Origin of the sequence: Bacillus cereus group sp. MYBK14-1 (genome assembly GCF_051916885.1) — a bacterium.
Taxonomy (GTDB): domain Bacteria; phylum Bacillota; class Bacilli; order Bacillales; family Bacillaceae_G; genus Bacillus_A; species Bacillus_A cereus.
In genome coordinates, this window is the sequence record NZ_JBQAHM010000002.1 from 440,074 (window position 1) to 460,632 (window position 20,559).

The following is a 20,559-nucleotide window of genomic DNA, read 5'->3' on the forward strand; positions in this document are numbered from 1 at the left end:
ATCTAAATCGCCCTTACTTCAAAACGACGATTTTGCTTCCCTTTACTTTTTACTTTATCAATAACAAGTGTTCCTATTTCACTCGTATTTTTCACATGTGTGCCTCCACAAGCTTGTTCGTCTAAATTTTCAATTGTAACAATGCGGATTTCTTGGATAGTAGTTGGCAGGAGATTTATTGCTGTTTTAATCATTCCTACAGCATTTTCTGCTTCTTCGCGGCTCATATAACGAGTGGAAATTTCTTTATTTTGCTTAATAAGTTTATTCACTTCCTCAACAATTTCTTCTACTTCCACGCTCGATAACTCTTGTAACTCATTAAAATCGATACGTGCTTTATCAGGATAAATTTGATTTCCGGTGCATAGAGCTCCATACTTTTCATAAACAACAGCTCCGATAAGATGCAGTAAAGAGTGATGACGCATTAAATTATGACGTCTTTCCCAATTTATCTCTAATTTAACTGGACCTAATTTTACTTGAGCTTCATCTTTTATATAGTGAACTATTTCTCCTTGCTCCTTCTTTACTTTTTCAACTTCAAATACAGACCCATCTTGTACAATGACACCCGTATCACATTCTTGCCCTCCACCAGTTGGATAAAAAACTGTTTCCTTTACAAATACTTTATTCCCTTCTACTTTTATCACTTCTGTTTCGCAACTCGTTTTGTATGCATCTTCTAAATATAATGCCGTTGTCATACTCTCACCTCTTTAGTAGTTATAGTTATACCTACTAATATAAAAAAGAAGCTCCACAAAGTCAATTGATAATTCTGAAATTTAAAATTAATAAAAGACTCCTTTATTAGGAGTCCACTATCTCAATATTTCATTTGCTTCTTTTTCATAAATTTTATCAAATGACGTCATAACGCGCTGTGATGCTTGAATCATCTTTTGATCTGTCATAAGATCTGCCATCTCTTTCGTCATATCTACATTTGAATTTTCTAGCATATGATTTTTTACTATTCCTGTTCCGTTCGGTAAATTAGCAATGTTTCCTTCTGCTAGTGTAAAGCTTTTGTTTTCACGTTGCACGAGACGTGCATTCGTTTCTGCATCTACTGTTTTTGTTTGCAAACGACCAATATTATTTTGTGTTACTTCATCATATAATGTACCGTCTGCTTGTACAGCAACCTTTGCTCCTTCTGGAATACGAATACGCTCATTATTCTCTCCCATTACGAAAGCACCTGAAGATGTTTGTAAATATCGATCACTATTTAATGTGAAACTACCATCTCTCGTTAAAAACGTTTCATCATTTTTAGAAGTAACAAAAAATGATGTTGTGCCGGCCGCGCCGTCATCTAAAAAGAAATCTGTAGCGCTATTTGTCATTTGTATATTTCCTTGTACTAAATTCACATGCGTTGCAGCTGGTACTACAGCGTAATCGACCGAACCGATATTTGTTACCGCCCCATCTCCGCGGCGATATGTGTCTTGTACATCAAATACTTTAGACGTCATATTTTCTGCTTTAAATCCTGTCGTTTGAGCATTTGCAACGTTATTCGAATGAACATTAATGCGCTGCATGTAATTCATCATGCCCATAGAACCTATATAAAGACCGTTCATATTCGTTTGAATAAGGCAAGCGCCTTATTCTTCACCTCTTTTCTACGATGTTTGTAACATTTGTTTTGCTAAATGTTCAGCTGTAGCGATATGTATATTTTTCTTTATGTCTTGGCCATCTGTCATTAATACAATAGGAGCTGATGATACTGCTGGAATTTTCAACAATTCGCCACTACTTGCTGTTTCATCAAATTTCGTAAACACAATACCATCTATATGAATATCTTTAAAGTTTGTAATAATTTCAATCATATCTTTACTTTTCATTGAAGCTGATAACGTTAAACAAATATAATCTGGTTCTACTTGTCCCATCGTTTCAATCATTTCTTCCACTGTTTCTGACGTACGATAATTTTTCCCTGCTGTATCAATTAAAATATAATCAACGCGTGCTTCTTCTTTAAAATACGTAAGCGCTCTTGTCATTGCAGCTTCATCACGCACAGCAATTACTTCAGATCCAATTGTCTTTACGTTATCTTGCAATTGCTGCACTGTCCCTATGCGCGAATGATCGGTCGTTATAAAACCAACTGTTTTTTTCTTACCGTGAAATTGCCATGCCATTTTCGCAAGTGTCGTCGTTTTACCAACGCCAGTTGGACCTATTAATGCAATTGTTTGTACTTCTTTTTCAAAGACGTTTTCCGTATTAAAATGAGATTTCATATCTTCCAATATGTACCTGATAACTTCTTCTTCCGTAATCATCGTTGCATTTTCAAACTTTATTTTTAACTTTTCAGCATATGCATGAATGAAATATTGTTCCACATCGTTTTGTTCTAGCATCCGAATTACTTTTTGAATAATAAACGGTACAGATTCTTGATTTTCTTTCTTTGGAACTACTTCTTCTTTCTTTACCGGAACGACTTGTTTCACAACTTTTTTCTTTTTCGTTACTTCCGTTTCTTTCATCGGTTTCACAACGACGATTCCTTTTTCAAACAGCTTTAATAGTTTCTCTTTTTTTCTTGCCCATTCTTCACTATTTCCTGTTTGCATCGCCGCATATGACATAGAAGTCGTTACGTTTTCTAAATTGTGCAGTACTGATTGAATTCCATTCGCCTTCACAATTTGTTCTGAAGGATCATTCACAACATCCATTAACTGTTCATGAAATTGAGCTGTACCTTCATTCACTTCTTCCTGTTTTTCTTCTGGAAAAGCAACTAACATTTCATAATCCTTTTTCCAAAAAAACGGTATATTTCGTTTTACACTTTCATCGACAACGTAATAATAATCTGTACCATATTGGTCAAATAACTTTCGATACAATTCATTTTTCGAAGCTGCTTTTATTCGCATTAACGCTTCTTTCTTTTCTGTACTTTCCATTACTTCACCCCCTACTATTCAATATAGGCAATTTGATCCACAACAATTTCTGGTGCTAATTCGCTAATACAAAGTACTTGTGCTTCCACTTGATAACGTTCTAGCAGTCTTACAATCGCAAATCTAAAATCTTTTCTACGTGTTAATAACACTGGTTCTCTTCCCATTAAACGTGCTTGTTTAAAGACGCGCTGCACTTGCTCAACGACACGTGTTTCTAAATCTAAATCCCAGTTTAATAAGTAACCTTGATATGAATTATTCACAACATCCGCATCTAACTCGATTGAATCAGAGAAGAGCGCTGCATATATTTTTCCGTCTGGATTTTTCGCATTTTCACAAATAACTTTTGAAATACATTCACGAACAAATGATGTCACACCGTCAACGTGGTTTTGATAAATTTCTTTGCCGTCAATAATACCTTCAATAATTGTTGGTAAATCACGAATAGAAATACCTTCTTTTAGAAGTTGTTTAATAACATTTTGAACGAGTGATAAATCAATTTCTTTCTTCTTAATCTCTTCTAATAGAACGCCATTATCATTTTCAAGCGAATTAATTAAATCTTTTACATGTTGGCGCTGAATTAATTCGTGAAGATTACGTCTAACGACAACATCTAAATGTGTAATTAATATGCTAAGTGGCTCTAACACTTGATAGCCTTTCATTTGTGCATCTTGCACCATATGCTCTAAAATCCAATATCCATCTTCACCGAAAATTGGATCTTTCGCTGGCTCTGCATCTAAATCAGCCATTACGTTTGGCGTTTTCAATGCTAATAAATAACCTGATTTTAAAACACCCTCAGCCGCCTTCGCACCTTTAATTCGAATAATGTAACGTCCGCGTGGTCTAAAACTCGTATTATCTTTAAAGTTAATTCCAGGAACGTTAATACCAAGGTCAGTAATAATTGACTTCCTCATAAGAACAACTTTATCACGCGCTGTTTCCCCGTTAATTTTCTGCTTTACAAGTGCTGCTAAATCTAAACCGAGTTCTACTATAATTGGATATTTATCCGTAAATACTCCAAATGAATCTTCCACTTGTTGCAGTTGCTCATCTTCGCCTTGAATCATTTCTATTTCTTTTTGAAGCTCGTCTTCTTTTTCTTTCTTTATTCGATTTTTATTACGAATGCCCAAGAAGATAATCGTTCCGCCAACAAGTGCGAATGGTAGAAACGGTAGCGGAGTAAAAATACCCATTGCGATAAACAAACCACCGAGCGCATATACAACAACTTCATGTGCTAATAACTCTTTAAAGATTCCTTCCGTTACCGTATCCGGTGAACCATCAAATACACGCGTTACGATAATACCTGTTGAAATCGCAAGCATAAGCGATCCAATTTGGTTTACGATTCCGTCACCGACAGTTAACTGTGTATAATGAAGAGCCGCATCTGCAAAGCTCATTCCTTGCTGCATCATTCCGACAATTAAACCGAAAATAATGTTTACGAATAAAATGACAATCCCGAAAATAACGTCCCCTTTAATGAACTTCCCGGCACCATCCATCGCTCCGTAAAACTCTGTTTCCATATTTAATTTTTTTCGTTTTGCTTGTGCATCTTTTTCTGAAATAATACGCTGGTTTAAATCAGCATCGATAGACATTTGTTTCCCTGGTAAAGAATCAAGTGTAAAACGAGCTGCTACTTCAGCTGTACGCGATGCACCGTTTGCAACGATAAACTGGAATATGATTAATACTGTAAAAATAACGATACCAATTAATAAGTTTCCGCCAATTACGAACTGGCCGAACTCTTCAATAACATGACCGGCATTTCCGTCTGTCAAAATCGCTCGCGTCGTCGAAACGTTAATCGATACGCGGAAAATCCCGATTAATAACAACATCGTCGGAAATGACTTTAATTCATCCCACTCGTTAATACTTGTCGCTCGCATATAAATAAGTACTGACATACTTAGTAGAAAAACGATAATGATATCAAGTATAAATGGTGGAAGTGGAATTAAGAGCGCCACTACGAATGACGCTGCTAAAAAGATAGAAAAATAGGTTCTTGCAGAATCTATCTTAAACAAAGAGATCTCCTCCAAACGCGCTATTATACTTCAAGTTCGTTCGTCTGAATTAAATAGCGCATAACTTCAATTACAGCTACGTATAAATCTTCTGGAATCGCCATATCTTCCTCGACTTGATAATATAAAGAACGAGCAAGTGGACGGTTTTCCACCATTGGTATTTCTTGTTCACGGGCAAGCGTTCGTATATATAATGCGAGCTCATCTTCCCCTTTTGCAACGACAATTGGTGCTGCATCAACGTGTTTATTGTAACGAAGTACGACCGAAATATGAGTCGGGTTGTTTACAATAAACGTTGCGCCATCCATCTTCTTCGCAATTGTTCCTTGCAAGATTGCATGCATAAAGTTTTTTCGTTTCCCTTTAACTTGCGGGTCCCCTTCATTATCTTTATGCTCTTGTTTCACTTCTTCTTTTTTCATCTTAATATCTTGCTCGTACTCCCATTTTTGATAAATGAAATCAATAATAGAAAGAACGATTAAAATAATTAAAATTGCTAAGAAAATAAATTTAATTTCCCTAATAATTTCAGTAAGTGATGCAGTCCAGTTAAATCCAATCATACTGACAATTTTCTCTAAATTCTTTTTAAAGAGAACGTAAGCGACGTAACCGATTAATCCCATATAAAACAGTGATTTCAAAATATCTACTAAACTTTTACGACTAAACAGTCTCGTAAAATAGTTTTTCGGATTAATACGTGACGCTTTCGGTTTAATGACTTTAGAAGAAAATAGGAAGCCGACTTGAATCATATAATTGAATAAATGAAAAGCGTATACGAGTATTAATATCGGAGCTGATACTTTCAGTAATAAAATCCCCATTAAATAAAAATACTCGGTTGAATCTGTATTTTTTCCAATTTGATCAAACAGCACCGCTACGGAATTTGCAATCTCATACCCTAGCCAATCTCCGAAGAAATAAACGACAACTGCTAATACGAGAATGGAAAATAAATTATTTAAATCTTTACTCCGGGCAATATTCCCTTCTTCACGCGATTTTTTACGCTTCTGCGGGGTGGCCTTTTCTGTTTTATTATCCTTTGCCATGCGCGTCCCCCTACTTCGTTAAGAAAAAGTTAAATAGTTTCGTATATTCTTCAAGTAATACATCCGTCATATTTTTAAACACATAACCGAGCATCGGTACACTCATCGCAATAAACAAAATCCCACATGTAATTTTAATTACGTATGCATTCATAAAAACGTTTAATTGCGGAGCGTTTTTTGCAATTAAAATTAGAACAAAGTTAATGATGAATAAACTTCCCATAAGCGGAAGAGCAATTTCAACCGCTGATGTGATCGCAAATAATAGCGTTGCGAGTAGACTATCTAAGAAACTAGTCGTCAGCAATTTTGAAATCGCCTCTGTATATTGAAACGACTTTAAAATCGTGGCAACGAAATAATTAATGCCGCCAAGTGAAATAAAAATAATGAGAAAAAATATATCAAAAATGGTTGATAGTAAAGTAGACTGTGAGCCCGCATTTACATCAAACAAACTTGCTTGTGATAAACCGATATCAAAGTCTAAAATATGCCCGGCCATTTTCGGAATGTTCCACAGCATTTCTACAATTTTTGAAAGTGATAATCCAATTACAATTTGCGTTCCTGCATAAGCTGCAACGTCCCAAACTGTCTTGATGTGAGAGACATCCACTTGATCAGCCACTGTAATTGAAAGAGCAAGTCCAACAGTAACCTTCGCCATTGCTGGAATGGATCGGCCTGAGAAAAACGGTAAAAAATATAAAAATGAAGTAATGCGACAAAACGCAAAAAACGTTGCCGCCCATAATTCCATATTCATTTCAGTTCACCTATCTTAGTACGAACGCAATAGCGATGGGATTTTATCAAATAAATCTAAAATAAGCATCGTTAACTCTTGGAACATCCACGGACCTAAAATGATAATAACGAGCACAATACTCGCCATTTTCGGTAAAAACGTCAGCGTTTGTTCTTGAATTTGCATCATTGCCATAATAACCGCGATAATAATAACGACAATCAGACTTACAACGGCAATCGGCATTAAAATCATAACCCCTTTATAAAAAAAGGTTTGGAAAATATCTATAATTGGTGACGTATTCATTTATATGACTCCTATCACATAGCATCAAACGCTTCAGGCGACCGTCTTAAACATAATATCGACAATTTTTGTATATCCACCTAAATATACGAAAACGAGTATTTTAAACGGTAAACTTAAAATCATCGGCGGTACCATCATCATCCCGAGGTACATTAAAAGTGTACTAATAATCAAATCTATAAATACAAACGCTAAATAAATGAACATCCCTGTTAGTAAACCTTTTTGAATTTGCGTTAACGTAAAGGATGGTACAAGTGTAAATAAGGAAAGATCTTTCAAATCTTTCGGCAACTCTTCTCCGCGTACTTTCAGCATCATTTTCAAATCATGCTTATACGTATGCTTTGACATATATTCTTTCATAATAGGAGCTGTCGTTTCCGCAGCTTGGCTTACTGTTATTTTCTCTTTCGTCATCGGATCCCACACATCGCTCTTCAGTTGCCCGAGTACAGGCTGCATCGTAAAGAGTGATAAAAATAATGCAAGTCCAACAAGCACTTGGTTTGGTGGTAAATTCATTACCCCAAGTCCTTGACGTGTAATCCCAAGAACGATCATAAAATAAGTAAAATGTGTAAATAATAGAACGATAGAAGAAGATAATGATAAAAGGGTAACGAGCGCAAATAGTTGTACACTTGAATTACTCGTAAACTCTTTTCCATTTTCGAAATTAATAAAACCGTTCGGGGCCGCATACGCTGGATTTACAAAAATAATTGAAAAAACGATAGAAAATACGAAAATAACGGCTAATAATGATAACTGTTTCTTTATTCTCATGATGGATCCTCTACTTTTTTCGTTTCAGTCTTCACCGCGTCTTCTAGTGCTTGTTGAAACTGATTTCCTGTTCCGGTTAATTGCACAGACTGCACACCGTTATTACTAATAACAGTGAACACTTGCTTTCCGTCCACTTCAAATAAAAAGGCACTCGTTTGATGATTTAAATACACGCCGTCTTTTACTTGAATATGGCCATTTTCACCCTGCTTAAAAAACTGCTGTTTGCGCGTCTTTTTCGTCATATAATATGCACCGTAACCGAGCGCACCAAACAGTAAAACGACTTGAAATAAGGTCGTCATATACGACATATGACTCCTCCTCTACTCTTTATCTTGCATTTGACTTTGGGCTTTCATAAGCGCCGCTTGTTTCTTATCAGCTTCAATTTCAGAAATGATAATACCGAATTTCTCGTCCATTACGATTGCTTCACCGATGCCGACTTTCATATTACTTAAATACACATCTACTTTATGTCCTAAGTTTTTCTCTACTTCCAGAACATCGCCAACTTTTAACTGCTTTACATCACCAAGTGTAATAGATGCCTTTCCAAGCTTTACACCGAGTTCAATCGAAATATCTGAAACAGTATCAATATGTGCCTTACCTGCTTCATTTCGCTTTCCTGCAAAATCTTCTAATCCCATTAATGACACGGGAGATACTTCATGCTTCATATGGATCCTCCTACTCTACAAAACTTTTAAATAGGAGCGCCTTACGCGTTCCATCTTTTCCAATAAAACAATTAAATTTATGCTTTCCATCTACATAACCAAGTAATTCATCCGAAACTTTCGTATGAAGCGGAATAATATCGCCTTCTTCAATTTGTTCAATCTCACTCATTGTCATTTTCTGCTCACCAATTGCAACGTGAACAGGTTTGTACACTTGATTTACTTTCACTTCCACTTCAGACGTATACTTTTTACGTTTATCTGAAGAATGTTCGACAATATTTTCAGACGTTAACTTATCCATAATTTCTTCAACAGATAAGAATGGAATTCCGATACGCACCGTCGTATTCCAAAAATCTGTTTTCATATTTACGTTAAGTAATGAAATAATATCGCTCGCTGTCGTAATCTTTAGTGCATTCGGATCTGTTTCTGTCGTTACAAATTTCGGTTCAATCGCAACAACACTTTCAAATGATTGCTCTAAATTTTTACAAAGAAGCAAGAATATATTATCAAGCGTTAAAAACTCAAACGCTGTTAACGGTCTACGCATCGTAAAGTTACGTTTACTATCTCCGCCAAGCCAACATTCATGAATATAAATAACGAATGCTAAATCAATCTCAATAACAATTTCTCCAAGCTCTGGTAAACCGAGATCAATTACGCAATATAAATAATAATCTTTCGGCATCTTCTCCACATACTCACTCGTAAATGGAACTTGCTCAACTGTTGAAGGTTCTAGTTCAATCGGAATACGCATACGCGCTGATAACGTCTGTGACGTCTGCTTTCCAAACGTAGAAGCAATCGCTTGCAAACTACGTAAATGCTCAACACCGAACTTCTCTGGTCTATTAAAATCATACTCTTGAAATTTCTCTTGCTTTCCTGCTTCTTGTGCGAAAGCTGGCATTTCCTCGCCTTCATTTACCGCCTTCAGCAGGGCATCAATTTGCTCTTGGCTTAATTTTTCGCCACTCATGACAATCCCCTTCCCTACCTTTTCAATTCAACGATTTCAACGTACATCTTTCCATTCTTCGTCAAAATCTTTCCGGTTCCAATCTCTTCATTCTCAAGCATAAGACGCACCGTATTTTTCGTTGAATTTTCAAGACGATACAATGTACCTTTCGTAATATGAAGCAGATCTTCAATTTTCTTTTTCGTATTTCCGATTTCAAAATAAATTGTTAACGGAATATCATCTTGTAATTTCAAATCTAGCCAACTCCCATATCATGTTCACGAAAATTTCATGTTCTCTCTATATATGAAACTTCTTATTTTGAAACGTCGATATTTAATATTTTTTTAATATATCCTTGCGTTTCTTTAAATGGCGGTACGCCTCCGTACTTTCTCACATTACCAGGACCAGCATTATAAGAAGCAAGCGCCAATACTAAGTCGCCGTTATTTTTCTTTAAATAACCGCTTAACTCTTTCACGCCACCTTCAATACTTTCAGCTGGTGAAAAGGGATTCTTCACACCCATCTCCTTCACATTCGCTGGCATAAGCTGCATAAGACCCATCGCACCGGCATGTGACACCGTTTTCGGATTAAAATTAGACTCTACTTCAATCATTTTTTGAATTAACGTTTTTGGAATTCCATATGTACGACTTACTCGATCAATAATATCCTCATACTTCCCTTCATTGGAAGAACGTATTTTTTGAATATTATACTTCTTCGTTAATCCCCACGTATCAGCGGCCTCATTTTTCGTTTCTGGGAAACGTCGTTCAAACTCTTTTTGCGCAACTTGCACTTCATCTGCTTTCTTCGTTTCAGCCTTTTCTTCAGGCTTACTCGCTTCCTCTACTTTATTAATAGTTTCTGCCGGTTTATTAACAACCGCTTCTATTTTCGTAGATTGTACCGGCTGACTCATATCTTCTACTTTTGCCGGCTGCGTAGTTTCTTTCGTCTCCTTCGCAGGTTCACTCTGCAATTTCTCTTGAAAACGACTACTAACAAATGCTTGTGGACTACTTAGCTTTTGCTGAATTTGTCCTTTTTTATATGCAAGCACTTCTTTTACTATATTTCCAACTATCATAATATCACCTTTTCGGTAAACAAAGATAATCTAATATTAGAGTTTTTTTTTAAAGTTTGCAATAATCCTTTTAATAATTATGTAATAAAAAAAATGAATATATTGTTAAACTGTTATTTTTTTATATTTATTAATTCGAATTTTTAGTTGACACCCGTTGTGGCAAGGATTACAATAAATCTCGAAATTGATTTTTTCGCATATTACCGTTTTTCAATTTGCAGAAAAGTCAATATAAAAAAATGGGGGTTTCTTAACATGAGAATTAATACAAACATTAACAGCATGCGTACTCAAGAGTACATGCGCCAAAACCAAGCTAAAATGAGCAACGCTATGGACCGTTTATCAAGCGGTAAACGTATCAACAACGCTTCTGACGATGCAGCAGGTCTTGCAATCGCAACTCGTATGCGTGCTCGTGAAAGCGGATTAGGAGTTGCAGCTAACAACACACAAGACGGTATGTCATTAATCCGTACAGCTGACTCAGCAATGAACTCAGTATCTAACATCTTACTTCGTATGCGTGACCTTGCTAACCAATCTGCAAATGGTACGAATACTGCTGACAACCAAAAAGCATTAGACAAAGAATTTTCTGCATTAAAAGAACAAATCGATTACATTTCTAAAAACACAGAGTTTAATGACAAAAAATTATTAAATGGCGAAAACAAAACTATTGCTATTCAAACTCTAGATAATGCAGACACAACTAAACAAATTAACATCAATTTATCTGATTCTTCTACTAAAGCATTAAAAATTGACGAAATTACAATTTCTGGGTTAAGCACAACAGAAACTACTAAAGTTAAACTTACTGATGATGATATCAAGGCTGTTCAAGCGGATATTACTGCAGCAACTAAGGCATTCTCAGAACTAAAAGCTGCAGACGGTTCAGCAACACCTCCAGTTACTGCTTCTTCTAAAGAAGAAATTGCTAAAGCAGTTGAAACATTTAAAGGTGCATTTGATAAAGTTAGACCTTTAATGTCTAAGGCAAATGTTGAAGCCGTTGAAGCAGCAATTGCAGAATCTGTTAAAGCTCCAACAGATATAGACAAAGCTAAGGCAATTGGTACAGCATTTGTTGCTCCTAAAGCAGGAGACGAAATTGAAAAAGGAGTACAAAATGCTTCTGGAGCTATCAAAGCAATTGATTCAGCTCTTGAGTCAATTGCTTCTAACCGTGCAACTCTTGGTGCTACATTAAACCGTCTTGACTTTAACGTAAATAACCTGAAGAGCCAGTCTTCTTCTATGGCTGCAGCTGCTTCTCAAATCGAAGACGCTGACATGGCGAAAGAAATGTCTGAAATGACTAAGTTCAAAATCTTGAACGAAGCTGGTATCAGCATGCTTTCTCAAGCAAACCAAACTCCACAAATGGTTTCTAAATTATTACAATAAGCCATTTGAGTTAGTTTCCTGAATAAACCTCTCTGCTTGCAGAGAGGTTTATTTTTTCTATATAGATAGATTGAAAGATTTTTTTAGCTTAAAGAGAAGCTCTAGCCATATTTAGTAGCGGTCAGGGCCTATTTTATTCTCGTTCCGTGTATGAAAACAAAAAGATAAAGTGAGCATAAGTCTCTTTTTCTCTTCATAACCGTTTATTAGCTTTAGAACACTGACTATATCAATCTATAAGGAGTGTCTATTATGCGTATTGGTACGAATGTTTTGAGTATGAATGCTAGGCAGTCGTTGTATGAGAATGAGAAGCGTATGAATGTTGCGATGGAGCATTTGGCGACTGGTAAGAAGTTGAACAACGCTTCTGATAATCCCGCTAATATTGCAATTGTGACTCGTATGCATGCGAGAGCGAGTGGTATGCGTGTGGCGATTCGTAATAATGAGGATGCGATATCGATGCTTCGCACGGCGGAAGCTGCCCTTCAAACTGTGACAAATATTTTACAGCGTATGCGTGACTTAGCCGTTCAATCTGCAAATGGTACGAATTCAAATAAAAACCGTGATTCGCTGAATAGAGAGTTTCAGTCTTTAACAGAACAAATTGGCTATATTAGCGAGACAACTGAATTTAATGATTTATCCGTATTTGACGGTCAAAACCGCCCTATTACATTAGACGATATCGGTCATACGGTACATATATCAAAATCTATTCCCCCTTCCCCTACACAACATGACATCAAGATTTCAACAGAACAAGAAGCAAGAGCGGCAATCTGTAAAATTGAAGAGGCTTTGCAAAGTGTGTCAATTCATCGTGCCGACCTTGGTGCAATGATAAATCGTTTACAGTTTAATATTGAAAATTTAAATAGCCAAAGTATGGCGTTAACAGATGCTGCATCTCGAATTGAAGACGCAGATATGGCGCAGGAAATGAGTGATTTTTTAAAGTTCAAATTATTAACTGAAGTTGCGCTTAGTATGGTTTCACAAGCCAATCAAATTCCGCAAATGGTTTCTAAACTACTACAATCATAAAAATGAATCTTCCTTCTTTGGAACGATTCCATACAAAATAAAAGGGAAATACATATAAACTATGTATTTCCCTTTTATTTTGTACCCAAATTTTATTACTGTGTTACGGTCATAACTTGTCCACTACGATCAACCATTATTTTCATTTTACCGTCTTGTGCATTATATAGCCCTAGTTTATGTAATTCCATTTTACAATCTTGTACGAAAGTTGGTAATTTACGAATTTGATCGATATCAGAACTTGTAATGAAATGAATTAAAAGCTGCGTCATACCTTTAATATCTTGTACAAGCTCTTCTTTCTCTCGTTTTAGCCTTTCATTTTCTAGTTGTAACGACTGCAATTCACCTTCTAAGCTACGTGTATTCTTTGCTTCTCTAGAACGCCCTGCTGCCATGCTAGAAAGCTTATAAATACCTTCCATAAACTGATGTAGTTCGTCTTCTTTCCTTTCACTACATTGATTAATTGTTTCAAAGTTATCAACGATACCAGATATAACTGTTACAAGATTTTTTTCATCCTCTTTATGCTGGATTTCTTCTTTTAATTCGTACTCATTTTTTTGTTTTCTTGCAATGACTGTCTCTTTTACTGGTATATATTTTCGCTTTCGTCCTGGTTTTTGTTTTTCAATATTTTCAAACGGTATTTCACGTTTTTTCAATTTATAATACGTATTTTGCAATTGACTTTCTGTTTTTGGAAAAAGATTTAGTTCATTTTTACTTACGTATTTTGAAATATTTAAAATGTTTAAACCGTGACGTTGACAAAATTGATACACTTCATACAGTAGCTCTAGTTCAGACTTCAGCCATGTAATTGCTGATTTTTCATATGCTCGCATCCCGCCATTTTTTTCTATATCTATTTGAAATAATACCATTCTATTATGTAAATCAACTAATTCTTCATACTTTACCTGGAATTCTTTTTCTATTTTTTTAAATTCCACCTCTAGTTGCATATCGTTCATTTTATTATTTGACATGTTTTGTAAAAGACCTAATACATTAATTGCTGTGTGGTGATACATAATCTGTGCCACTCCCCCTCATCCTTTCACAATTCTCATCTGACTCCCATGTCTTTTAAGAAAATAGCAATTTTTACATATCCATATTATAACAGTTCGAAATTATCTGTCAAATAATAAACATACAAAAATGTATAGAAAGTATAAAAATTTGGAAAATGTTTTTTTATTAATATGCAAAATTGCATATTAATTACATTTAATTATATTATATGGTATTTTGAATATTTTTTCACCGAAAAAATTTGCGTTACCACGAAATATTAATAAAATAACCATTGAAAATACGTTTGCTTATATTTTTAAATCAAAAATCTTCAAATGAAGAATTTTCATACATACAGCACCAAACACCCCAGAAACCTTTCATTTTTCTACCAGCTTAAAGTATAGAATACTAAAAAGGAATTAGCCATATGTAGCATTGGCTAATTCCTTCCTCTCTCTAACAGAATAGAGTTATAAACCCAGTCTTCAAATCCTCAATCGAAGTCTCACTTCTTCTTACCTAAAACTACTTCATACCTCTGAACTCACATCGCATGAGACTCTATTAAGCACTGAAAACTTCCTTACATAAGTAGTTCCTCTATTCCTACTAAATAGAAAAATGTTATACACCAGCTCTTCTAGTTACCTATATCTCAACATCGCATAGGGCTCTATTAAGCACTGACCGCTCAACACTTGGCTAGAGCTTCTATTCCGGCTAAATAGAAACTTTTAAAGTACTAACTTATCAACTAAACCAATTAGCTCTTGAATATCTGGCTTACTTACTTGAGCATTTGCTCCTACAGCTTCACCTTTATGGAATAATTCATTTGTAATTAATGAAGAGAAAATAATGACTGGTAAACGATTCATTACTTCACTATCCTTAACCACTTTCGTTAAATGATGTCCATCCATTTTTGGCATTTCAATATCGGTAATTAGCAAGTGAATATGTTCAAACATTTTCTCTCCTTGCTCTTTCGCTAATTTTTCAATTTGCGCTAACGCTTCTGCACCATTGCTGAAGAAGTTCATTTTCGTATATCCAGCTGATGATAATGTTTCTTCTAATATTTGACGAAGCATCGCTGAATCTTCTGCAATATAAATTACTTTTTCAGCTCGATCTGTTTTTTGTTCTAACCCTGCAATTGATTTATTGTCATAACCAGTGCCGCTAATTTCACATACAATTTTTTCATAATCTAATAATAAGATGATTTTTCCATCTAGTTTTACAATACCAGATGTCGTTTCTTCTAGTCCCATAGATAATGAAGCTGGTTCATCAATTTGTTCCCACGAAATACGTTGAATACGATGCACTTCATCAACGCGGAAAATAACTTTCATTTGGTTTAATTCTGAGATGATAAATTTCGTTTGATCAAGTGGCTTTGTTGACTTTAAATTAAGAGCCATTGCCAAGTTAATAACAGGTAAAATTTCACCACGTACTTGAACAACACCTTCAACTGCATGATGAGATTCTGGCACAGTTGTAACAGGAAATGGATTAATGATTTCACGTACTTTCATTACATTAATACTAAATAGGTTTTCACCAACAGTGTACGTAACAATCTCTAATTCATTTGTTCCGCTTTCTAATAAAATACTTTGTGCTTGTGACATAAAGGTGTCGCTCCCCTTCCATTAATTCCGTATATCTAATTATTAAGCTTTATAAAAGAGAAAAAGTCAACTACCTATATAAAAAATATAGATAGTCGAACGATTCATTTTATTAAAAAACAATTAATCTTGTATAAACGCAGCAAGTGCCTCTAATAACACTTCTTGTGCTCCTACAATTTCCGTCGGCATTGCTTCCCATTTTTTCGAAAGCTCTGTCTCTACTCTTATTCTCAGCTCAGAATTCATTTCTGCTAGCACATATTCTTTCGTTGCTATATCAACATCAAGTAGCGCGAGTGCATATAATTCCGGGTCATTTATTTTTTCGAATAATCGCTTTAATACTACCGGTGCTATATGTTTTAATTTTTCAATATGAATTTCCTTATCCGAAAATAGTAACTCATATTGAATAAACGTAACATTTTCTTTAATCACTTTAAAATAACAATTATTTTTTTTATCATTCACAAAATAACCGTTTGGATCTGCGATAATACTCTCTACTTTACGAATTAAATCTGGCAAACTATTCGCCGCCATTACAGTCCGCTGCTCAACCTCACTCGGCGAAATGAATGTAACGCGATACTTATTTTGCGCCATCCTCCTCACCTCTCCTTTTATAGAAATTCAGTCTAATTGTATATACAACTACCTTAAATTAACTTAAAACTATTTTATATTACCACTTCTTACACTACCACACTACTCTAGTAACGCTACATATCTCTGGTCTTACACATCGGTCGGGACTCTATTAGGCACTAACCGCTCCAAAACATCGCCAGGTCCTCTCTCAAAACCTAAAAAGTGCTTTTAAGAACCTTTCAATAACTCTATGTTATTAAACCAAAACGCTATTTGCTGATCCGTAATATTTGGCAACATAACAAAAAACTCACGACACTTCATCTCATCCTTAAACAGTTGATACTTCCAAACGCTATCGCTACCAACACTTATGAAATAAAACTCATGGATACGGCCAATGATTGCTTGTTTTTCACCAAATGAATACGGAGGCACTTGCTTAATTTCAAATTGATCTGGTAAATATACATGCTCTTCTCGTTCTATTTTTAATACTTGCTCGGCAAGTTCACGTTTATTTTCGAAAAAAGGCAATTGTAAAATTCGCTCTTGTCTTGTCATACGAATAAAAAACCCTTTCTACTCCATTACATTTTTTCCTTACGATATATTATCGAATTAAGTTTACAACTTCATTTAATACTTCATCTGAAACTTTAATTACTTTCGCATTTCCTTGGAATCCGCGTTGGTATAACATTAAGTCAACGAATTCTACAGATAAATCTACGTTTGCACCTTCTTGTGCACCACCACGTACTTTACCTGCACCGTTTTGACCAGATGCACCAAGAGCTAAAATACCTGTTGTATTCGTTGCTGTATAGTTACCATTACCTGTTTTCATTAGTCCGCCTTCGTTCGGGAACATCGCAACAGCTAATTGACCTGCAGATTTCATACTTCCATCAGAATATTTTACCATCACATATCCACCATCAGCAATGAAGCAATCTTTAACCGTCGCTGCTGCTCTACCATCTACGTCTGTTACTGATAATGTTTTATCTGTTGGATGGTTTGTTAAATGACTTAAGTCTAATTTTATAGAGCCGCCATCAAATGGAATATTGGCTCCTTGCTCTTTCGGATTTGGATTTCCAACAGCATCAAATGTCATATTACCACCTGCACCTGGAACATCTTTAAACTCTGTTTCTTTTTTCGAGTCATTGCGCATTTGTACTTTATATGTATAGTTATGTTCACTCGTTTGTTTAAACTCTACACGCATTGTCCATGTATTCCCCGCATTATCATATACAGGTAAATCTTGTGTAATTTGTTTTTCACCAGTTGGAATATTCCCTTTAATTGTCCCTTTCGATGTTCGAATACCACCAATTGCTGTTCCCATTGGAATTTGCAACGGTCCTGGAATTCCAGATAAATCAACTTCACCAGTTGCCTCATTTGCAGGGTATGCAAATACGTATTGACCTTCAGTATTCGTAATATAGTAATCTGAAGATATCCCAAACGTACCTTTACGAGTAAATTCCATATTTCCGCCTTTTGAATCACCTACAACGAAGAAACCATTACCTTCCATTGCCGCTTGTGTTTTACCACCTGTTAACGTAATTGTACCATCACTATAATCCGTAACCGTACCACTCATTTTCACACCGTTACCAATACTTTTCGGATTTGTTCCGGCGTATTTACCGTCACCTTTTGCACCAATCGAATTGTTATATAATAAATCATCAAACATTGCTTTTTGTTTTTTATAACCTACTGTTTGTGCATTGGCAATATTATTTGAAGTTACACTTAATGCATTTTGTGTTGCATTCATTCCTGTGATACTTGTATATAACGCTTTAATCATAACGTATGGACACTCCTTATGAATTTGTAGTTTTTACTTCTTCAGTTACTTTTTGATCGTCTTTCTTTGCGTCTTCTGGATTCGTTTCTCCAATCGGTTTATCAGACACTCTCTCAACGAAACGAAGAGATACAACTTTATTATTAATAACGAGCTGCACATCGTTATTTTCTGCAAGGCGAACCGTCTCTACTTGACCAGTTACTTTGTTTCCTTCGCCGTCAACACCTCTTACGTATTTCCCTAAAAACTTCATTCCACCATCAAGTGCTGTTGAATACATCGTTGATTGCAGCTTATCTACTGCTTTCGTCATATTCTGTACTTGTTCCATAAGAGATAACTGCGCTGTCTGATTCATCATTTGATTCATATCCATCGCATTAAATGGATCTTGATGTTGGAAACTTGATAAAAATAATTTTAGGAAATCATCTTTCCCCATTACCCCAGGAGTCTTTTGCGCTCCTGCCGAAACTCCATTACTTTGTTGCACTGGCGATTGTACACCATTAACAGGTACATTACTTTTTTGCGCTCCTGCTTGTAACGGAATATGATTTGTACTCGTTGTATTTAATCCAACTGTTGGCACGCTTTATTCCTCCAATAATCCCGCAAATTCTGTTGATTGTTGTTTTTCATGATTTGTATTTGCTAATTTTTGTTTTTGCCTTTGCTCTTGTTCTCGCTGTTCTTTACGATTTTCATCTTTATCTGAATAGCTAATTTGAATATTGATTTCTTTTTCTTTTAACTTTAATCTCAATTCATCAAAAATGATTTCAACACGTTTTTTCGCATCGTGTTTTTCCATTTCTACGTGAACGTCAATTTGATCTCCGTGTTTTTTCATAAACACTGTTAATGTACCAAGTTTTTCTGGATTTAACTGGAATAAAACACGTTCTTGTTTCACTACAAATTTTTGCAGCGCTTCTACTTGCGCTTCCATTTTCTTTCCTAAGTCAGGTAATGAAACTTTCTCAGCACCACTATTTGATTTCCCTACTTGTTCGGTACTCGTCGTTTTATTTAATAATTCTGCACCTGCAGAGCTCGAATCGTTTAATGCATCAACTTCTGGCAACTCTACCTTTGCATCATCGCTCTCAAGTTTCGGAAGATCTACCTCTTTAGACTCTTCTTGTTCCTTTGCAATATTACAAGTTTCTGTTTCTACAACCTTCAATGCTTGCATCGTTTGCTCTGGCATCTTCATTTTGTCTAATACCATTTGCATTGTATCTTCTAAACATATAGCATTTTTGATATTCATATTTGAAAGAAGTTCTTGTAATTGTTGTAATTCAGCTGCAGGTAATTCATTAAGTTTAATATTGCCATATTCTTTATATAGCTCTTGTATTTTTTGTATGTATTGATATAACAATTCCGGCTGCACATGTAATTGCTCAATTGCAACCATTTGCTCAGATACAGCTAATAACAACTGTTCTGTCTCTTTTTTTTCTTCTTTCTTTACAATTGGTTCTTCTTTCGTTACCGATGGTTTAGAAAGGTTATATTCTTTTTTCTCTTCTTTTGGTGCTTCTTCTCGTTTCGTTTTCTCCGTTTTCGGCTGCTTTTTATTTTCGATTCTCATCGTACGATCGAATGAAGAATCTTCATTTTTCGATTGTACTTCTAGCCCTTTTTCTTTTTGCGGAGGTAAACTTTGTTGCACCGGTAATACAGACTGTATCACTACATTCACCTCATCCATTCATACACATTTTCAAATCCAGAAGCATTTTTTCTTCCAGCTTTTCTTGTGCTTTCGCAAGCTTTCTGCAATCTTCTTGATACATCTCATCAATGACACGTTCTTTTTCTTTTACTTGCTCTAAAAGGCTTTCATTTTTTTGAATAAAACCTTCTGTTTTTTTAATTTTTCGATTCCATTCTTCTATTCTTTCAGGTGAAAACGTATGTGAAGAAAGCATGCCAGCCATAATACGTTGCCCAGTTTGTACGACTTTACTACGCGATTTCACAACATATAAATCATATTCTTTTTTTTGTTCTATTTTTCTTTTTTCAGCTGTTAATTCATACACTTCTTTTAAAATATGCTCTTTTTCTTGATTTATTTGCAATTTTATTGTGTCGTACTGCTGTTTATCCACCTGTTTTCATAGCCCCTTCCTATTATAACGTTCTCTTTTTCTATTATATAGTTTTTTTCCAAAAAAATCTGTGAAATATTAAAAAACAAAAAAATAAGACCTCTTGGGCAGAGGCC

The 20,559-nt window shown here is 35.3% G+C and carries 23 protein-coding genes; 2 read left to right on the forward strand and 21 right to left on the reverse strand.

What is annotated here, in order from left to right:
• Positions 1–2: 2 nt before the first annotated feature.
• From ACTFR3_RS08235 to ACTFR3_RS08295, 13 genes are all read right to left on the reverse strand, one after another.
• Positions 3–713, reverse strand: a complete 711-nt coding sequence (locus ACTFR3_RS08235; protein WP_000205380.1) for an alanyl-tRNA editing protein — start codon at positions 711–713, stop codon at positions 3–5.
• A gap of 117 nt (positions 714–830) precedes the next feature.
• The gene (locus ACTFR3_RS08240; RefSeq protein ID WP_001013935.1) at positions 831–1,604 is read right to left on the reverse strand and encodes a flagellar basal-body rod protein FlgG; all 774 of its coding nucleotides are present in this window, start codon (positions 1,602–1,604) and stop codon (positions 831–833) included.
• A 42-nt stretch (positions 1,605–1,646) separates the two neighbouring features.
• The gene (gene flhF / locus ACTFR3_RS08245) at positions 1,647–2,957 is read right to left on the reverse strand and encodes a flagellar biosynthesis protein FlhF (RefSeq protein ID WP_025967105.1); all 1,311 of its coding nucleotides are present in this window, start codon (positions 2,955–2,957) and stop codon (positions 1,647–1,649) included.
• A 14-nt stretch (positions 2,958–2,971) separates the two neighbouring features.
• Entirely contained in the window at positions 2,972–5,038 is a 2,067-nt protein-coding gene (gene flhA, locus ACTFR3_RS08250; RefSeq protein WP_000472534.1) for a flagellar biosynthesis protein FlhA, read from the reverse strand.
• A gap of 23 nt (positions 5,039–5,061) precedes the next feature.
• Entirely contained in the window at positions 5,062–6,108 is a 1,047-nt protein-coding gene (gene flhB, locus ACTFR3_RS08255) for a flagellar type III secretion system protein FlhB (protein ID WP_001040112.1), read from the reverse strand.
• 10 nt (positions 6,109–6,118) lie between these two features.
• Positions 6,119–6,880 (reverse strand): flagellar biosynthetic protein FliR, encoded by a 762-nt coding sequence (locus tag ACTFR3_RS08260; RefSeq protein ID WP_001055718.1) that lies wholly within the window; start codon positions 6,878–6,880, stop codon positions 6,119–6,121.
• 15 nt (positions 6,881–6,895) lie between these two features.
• On the reverse strand, positions 6,896–7,171 hold the full coding sequence (locus tag ACTFR3_RS08265; RefSeq protein WP_001098080.1) for a flagellar biosynthetic protein FliQ: 276 nt from the start codon (positions 7,169–7,171) through the stop codon (positions 6,896–6,898).
• Between the two features lie 33 nt (positions 7,172–7,204).
• The gene (locus ACTFR3_RS08270; RefSeq protein ID WP_001220582.1) at positions 7,205–7,963 is read right to left on the reverse strand and encodes a flagellar type III secretion system pore protein FliP; all 759 of its coding nucleotides are present in this window, start codon (positions 7,961–7,963) and stop codon (positions 7,205–7,207) included.
• The gene (locus ACTFR3_RS08275; RefSeq protein ID WP_000121178.1) at positions 7,960–8,280 is read right to left on the reverse strand and encodes a hypothetical protein; all 321 of its coding nucleotides are present in this window, start codon (positions 8,278–8,280) and stop codon (positions 7,960–7,962) included. The genes ACTFR3_RS08270 and ACTFR3_RS08275 overlap by 4 nt, the downstream gene beginning before the upstream one ends.
• Before the next feature lie 12 nt (positions 8,281–8,292).
• Positions 8,293–8,652 carry a flagellar motor switch protein FliN gene (gene fliN / locus ACTFR3_RS08280; RefSeq protein ID WP_064449843.1) on the reverse strand — a complete coding sequence of 120 codons (360 nt, stop codon included), beginning with the start codon at positions 8,650–8,652 and terminating at the stop codon, positions 8,293–8,295.
• A 10-nt stretch (positions 8,653–8,662) separates the two neighbouring features.
• The gene (gene fliM / locus ACTFR3_RS08285; RefSeq protein ID WP_000012360.1) at positions 8,663–9,649 is read right to left on the reverse strand and encodes a flagellar motor switch protein FliM; all 987 of its coding nucleotides are present in this window, start codon (positions 9,647–9,649) and stop codon (positions 8,663–8,665) included.
• 14 nt (positions 9,650–9,663) lie between these two features.
• On the reverse strand, positions 9,664–9,888 hold the full coding sequence (locus ACTFR3_RS08290) for a flagellar motor switch protein FliN (RefSeq protein ID WP_000775712.1): 225 nt from the start codon (positions 9,886–9,888) through the stop codon (positions 9,664–9,666).
• 62 nt (positions 9,889–9,950) lie between these two features.
• Positions 9,951–10,736 (reverse strand): lytic transglycosylase domain-containing protein, encoded by a 786-nt coding sequence (locus ACTFR3_RS08295; protein ID WP_098771276.1) that lies wholly within the window; start codon positions 10,734–10,736, stop codon positions 9,951–9,953.
• 258 nt (positions 10,737–10,994) lie between these two features.
• Here ACTFR3_RS08295 and ACTFR3_RS08300 point away from each other — a divergent pair, with 258 nt between their 5' ends.
• Both ACTFR3_RS08300 and ACTFR3_RS08305 read left to right on the forward strand, forming a co-directional pair.
• Complete coding sequence (locus tag ACTFR3_RS08300; protein ID WP_224201309.1) at positions 10,995–12,155, forward strand: flagellin N-terminal helical domain-containing protein; 1,161 nt, start codon at positions 10,995–10,997, stop codon at positions 12,153–12,155.
• Between the two features lie 252 nt (positions 12,156–12,407).
• On the forward strand, positions 12,408–13,208 hold the full coding sequence (locus ACTFR3_RS08305; protein WP_224201308.1) for a flagellin N-terminal helical domain-containing protein: 801 nt from the start codon (positions 12,408–12,410) through the stop codon (positions 13,206–13,208).
• A gap of 95 nt (positions 13,209–13,303) precedes the next feature.
• Here the strand turns inward: ACTFR3_RS08305 and ACTFR3_RS08310 are convergent, their stop codons facing one another.
• The 8 genes from ACTFR3_RS08310 to ACTFR3_RS08345 all read right to left on the reverse strand — a co-directional run bounded on the left by ACTFR3_RS08310 (position 13,304) and on the right by ACTFR3_RS08345 (position 20,443).
• A complete protein-coding gene (locus ACTFR3_RS08310) occupies positions 13,304–14,251 on the reverse strand; it encodes a DNA-binding domain-containing protein (protein WP_144640423.1) in 948 nt (315 codons plus the stop codon).
• 723 nt (positions 14,252–14,974) lie between these two features.
• The gene (locus tag ACTFR3_RS08315) at positions 14,975–15,883 is read right to left on the reverse strand and encodes a chemotaxis protein (RefSeq protein WP_000075943.1); all 909 of its coding nucleotides are present in this window, start codon (positions 15,881–15,883) and stop codon (positions 14,975–14,977) included.
• 123 nt (positions 15,884–16,006) lie between these two features.
• Positions 16,007–16,492: a LysR family transcriptional regulator gene (locus ACTFR3_RS08320; protein WP_121868181.1), complete on the reverse strand. Its 486-nt coding sequence runs from the start codon at positions 16,490–16,492 to the stop codon at positions 16,007–16,009.
• Between the two features lie 213 nt (positions 16,493–16,705).
• The gene (locus ACTFR3_RS08325; RefSeq protein WP_000198166.1) at positions 16,706–17,041 is read right to left on the reverse strand and encodes a DUF3964 family protein; all 336 of its coding nucleotides are present in this window, start codon (positions 17,039–17,041) and stop codon (positions 16,706–16,708) included.
• A 49-nt stretch (positions 17,042–17,090) separates the two neighbouring features.
• Positions 17,091–18,314 (reverse strand): flagellar hook protein FlgE, encoded by a 1,224-nt coding sequence (locus ACTFR3_RS08330; RefSeq protein ID WP_000588320.1) that lies wholly within the window; start codon positions 18,312–18,314, stop codon positions 17,091–17,093.
• A 16-nt stretch (positions 18,315–18,330) separates the two neighbouring features.
• Complete coding sequence (locus tag ACTFR3_RS08335) at positions 18,331–18,909, reverse strand: flagellar hook assembly protein FlgD (protein WP_001143463.1); 579 nt, start codon at positions 18,907–18,909, stop codon at positions 18,331–18,333.
• Between the two features lie 3 nt (positions 18,910–18,912).
• A complete protein-coding gene (locus ACTFR3_RS08340) occupies positions 18,913–20,022 on the reverse strand; it encodes a flagellar hook-length control protein FliK (protein ID WP_000616450.1) in 1,110 nt (369 codons plus the stop codon).
• 10 nt (positions 20,023–20,032) lie between these two features.
• Positions 20,033–20,443: a hypothetical protein gene (locus ACTFR3_RS08345; protein WP_000360859.1), complete on the reverse strand. Its 411-nt coding sequence runs from the start codon at positions 20,441–20,443 to the stop codon at positions 20,033–20,035.
• Between the last annotated feature and the right edge of the window lie 116 nt (positions 20,444–20,559).

What these genes read in the sequence shown, in the direction of transcription:
- ACTFR3_RS08235 (WP_000205380.1), bottom strand. Translation starts at nt 713, where the DNA reads ATGACAACGGCATTATATTTAGAAGATGCATACAAAACGAGTTGCGAA.
- ACTFR3_RS08240 (WP_001013935.1), bottom strand. Translation starts at nt 1,604, where the DNA reads ATGAACGGTCTTTATATAGGTTCTATGGGCATGATGAATTACATGCAG.
- flhF (WP_025967105.1), bottom strand. Translation starts at nt 2,957, where the DNA reads ATGGAAAGTACAGAAAAGAAAGAAGCGTTAATGCGAATAAAAGCAGCT.
- flhB (WP_001040112.1), bottom strand. Translation starts at nt 6,108, where the DNA reads ATGGCAAAGGATAATAAAACAGAAAAGGCCACCCCGCAGAAGCGTAAA.
- ACTFR3_RS08260 (WP_001055718.1), bottom strand. Translation starts at nt 6,880, where the DNA reads ATGAATATGGAATTATGGGCGGCAACGTTTTTTGCGTTTTGTCGCATT.
- ACTFR3_RS08265 (WP_001098080.1), bottom strand. Translation starts at nt 7,171, where the DNA reads ATGAATACGTCACCAATTATAGATATTTTCCAAACCTTTTTTTATAAA.
- ACTFR3_RS08270 (WP_001220582.1), bottom strand. Translation starts at nt 7,963, where the DNA reads ATGAGAATAAAGAAACAGTTATCATTATTAGCCGTTATTTTCGTATTT.
- ACTFR3_RS08275 (WP_000121178.1), bottom strand. Translation starts at nt 8,280, where the DNA reads ATGTCGTATATGACGACCTTATTTCAAGTCGTTTTACTGTTTGGTGCG.
- fliN (WP_064449843.1), bottom strand. Translation starts at nt 8,652, where the DNA reads ATGAAGCATGAAGTATCTCCCGTGTCATTAATGGGATTAGAAGATTTT.
- fliM (WP_000012360.1), bottom strand. Translation starts at nt 9,649, where the DNA reads ATGAGTGGCGAAAAATTAAGCCAAGAGCAAATTGATGCCCTGCTGAAG.
- ACTFR3_RS08295 (WP_098771276.1), bottom strand. Translation starts at nt 10,736, where the DNA reads ATGATAGTTGGAAATATAGTAAAAGAAGTGCTTGCATATAAAAAAGGA.
- ACTFR3_RS08300 (WP_224201309.1), top strand. Translation starts at nt 10,995, where the DNA reads ATGAGAATTAATACAAACATTAACAGCATGCGTACTCAAGAGTACATG.
- ACTFR3_RS08305 (WP_224201308.1), top strand. Translation starts at nt 12,408, where the DNA reads ATGCGTATTGGTACGAATGTTTTGAGTATGAATGCTAGGCAGTCGTTG.
- ACTFR3_RS08310 (WP_144640423.1), bottom strand. Translation starts at nt 14,251, where the DNA reads ATGTATCACCACACAGCAATTAATGTATTAGGTCTTTTACAAAACATG.
- ACTFR3_RS08315 (WP_000075943.1), bottom strand. Translation starts at nt 15,883, where the DNA reads ATGTCACAAGCACAAAGTATTTTATTAGAAAGCGGAACAAATGAATTA.
- ACTFR3_RS08320 (WP_121868181.1), bottom strand. Translation starts at nt 16,492, where the DNA reads ATGGCGCAAAATAAGTATCGCGTTACATTCATTTCGCCGAGTGAGGTT.
- ACTFR3_RS08325 (WP_000198166.1), bottom strand. Translation starts at nt 17,041, where the DNA reads ATGACAAGACAAGAGCGAATTTTACAATTGCCTTTTTTCGAAAATAAA.
- ACTFR3_RS08330 (WP_000588320.1), bottom strand. Translation starts at nt 18,314, where the DNA reads ATGATTAAAGCGTTATATACAAGTATCACAGGAATGAATGCAACACAA.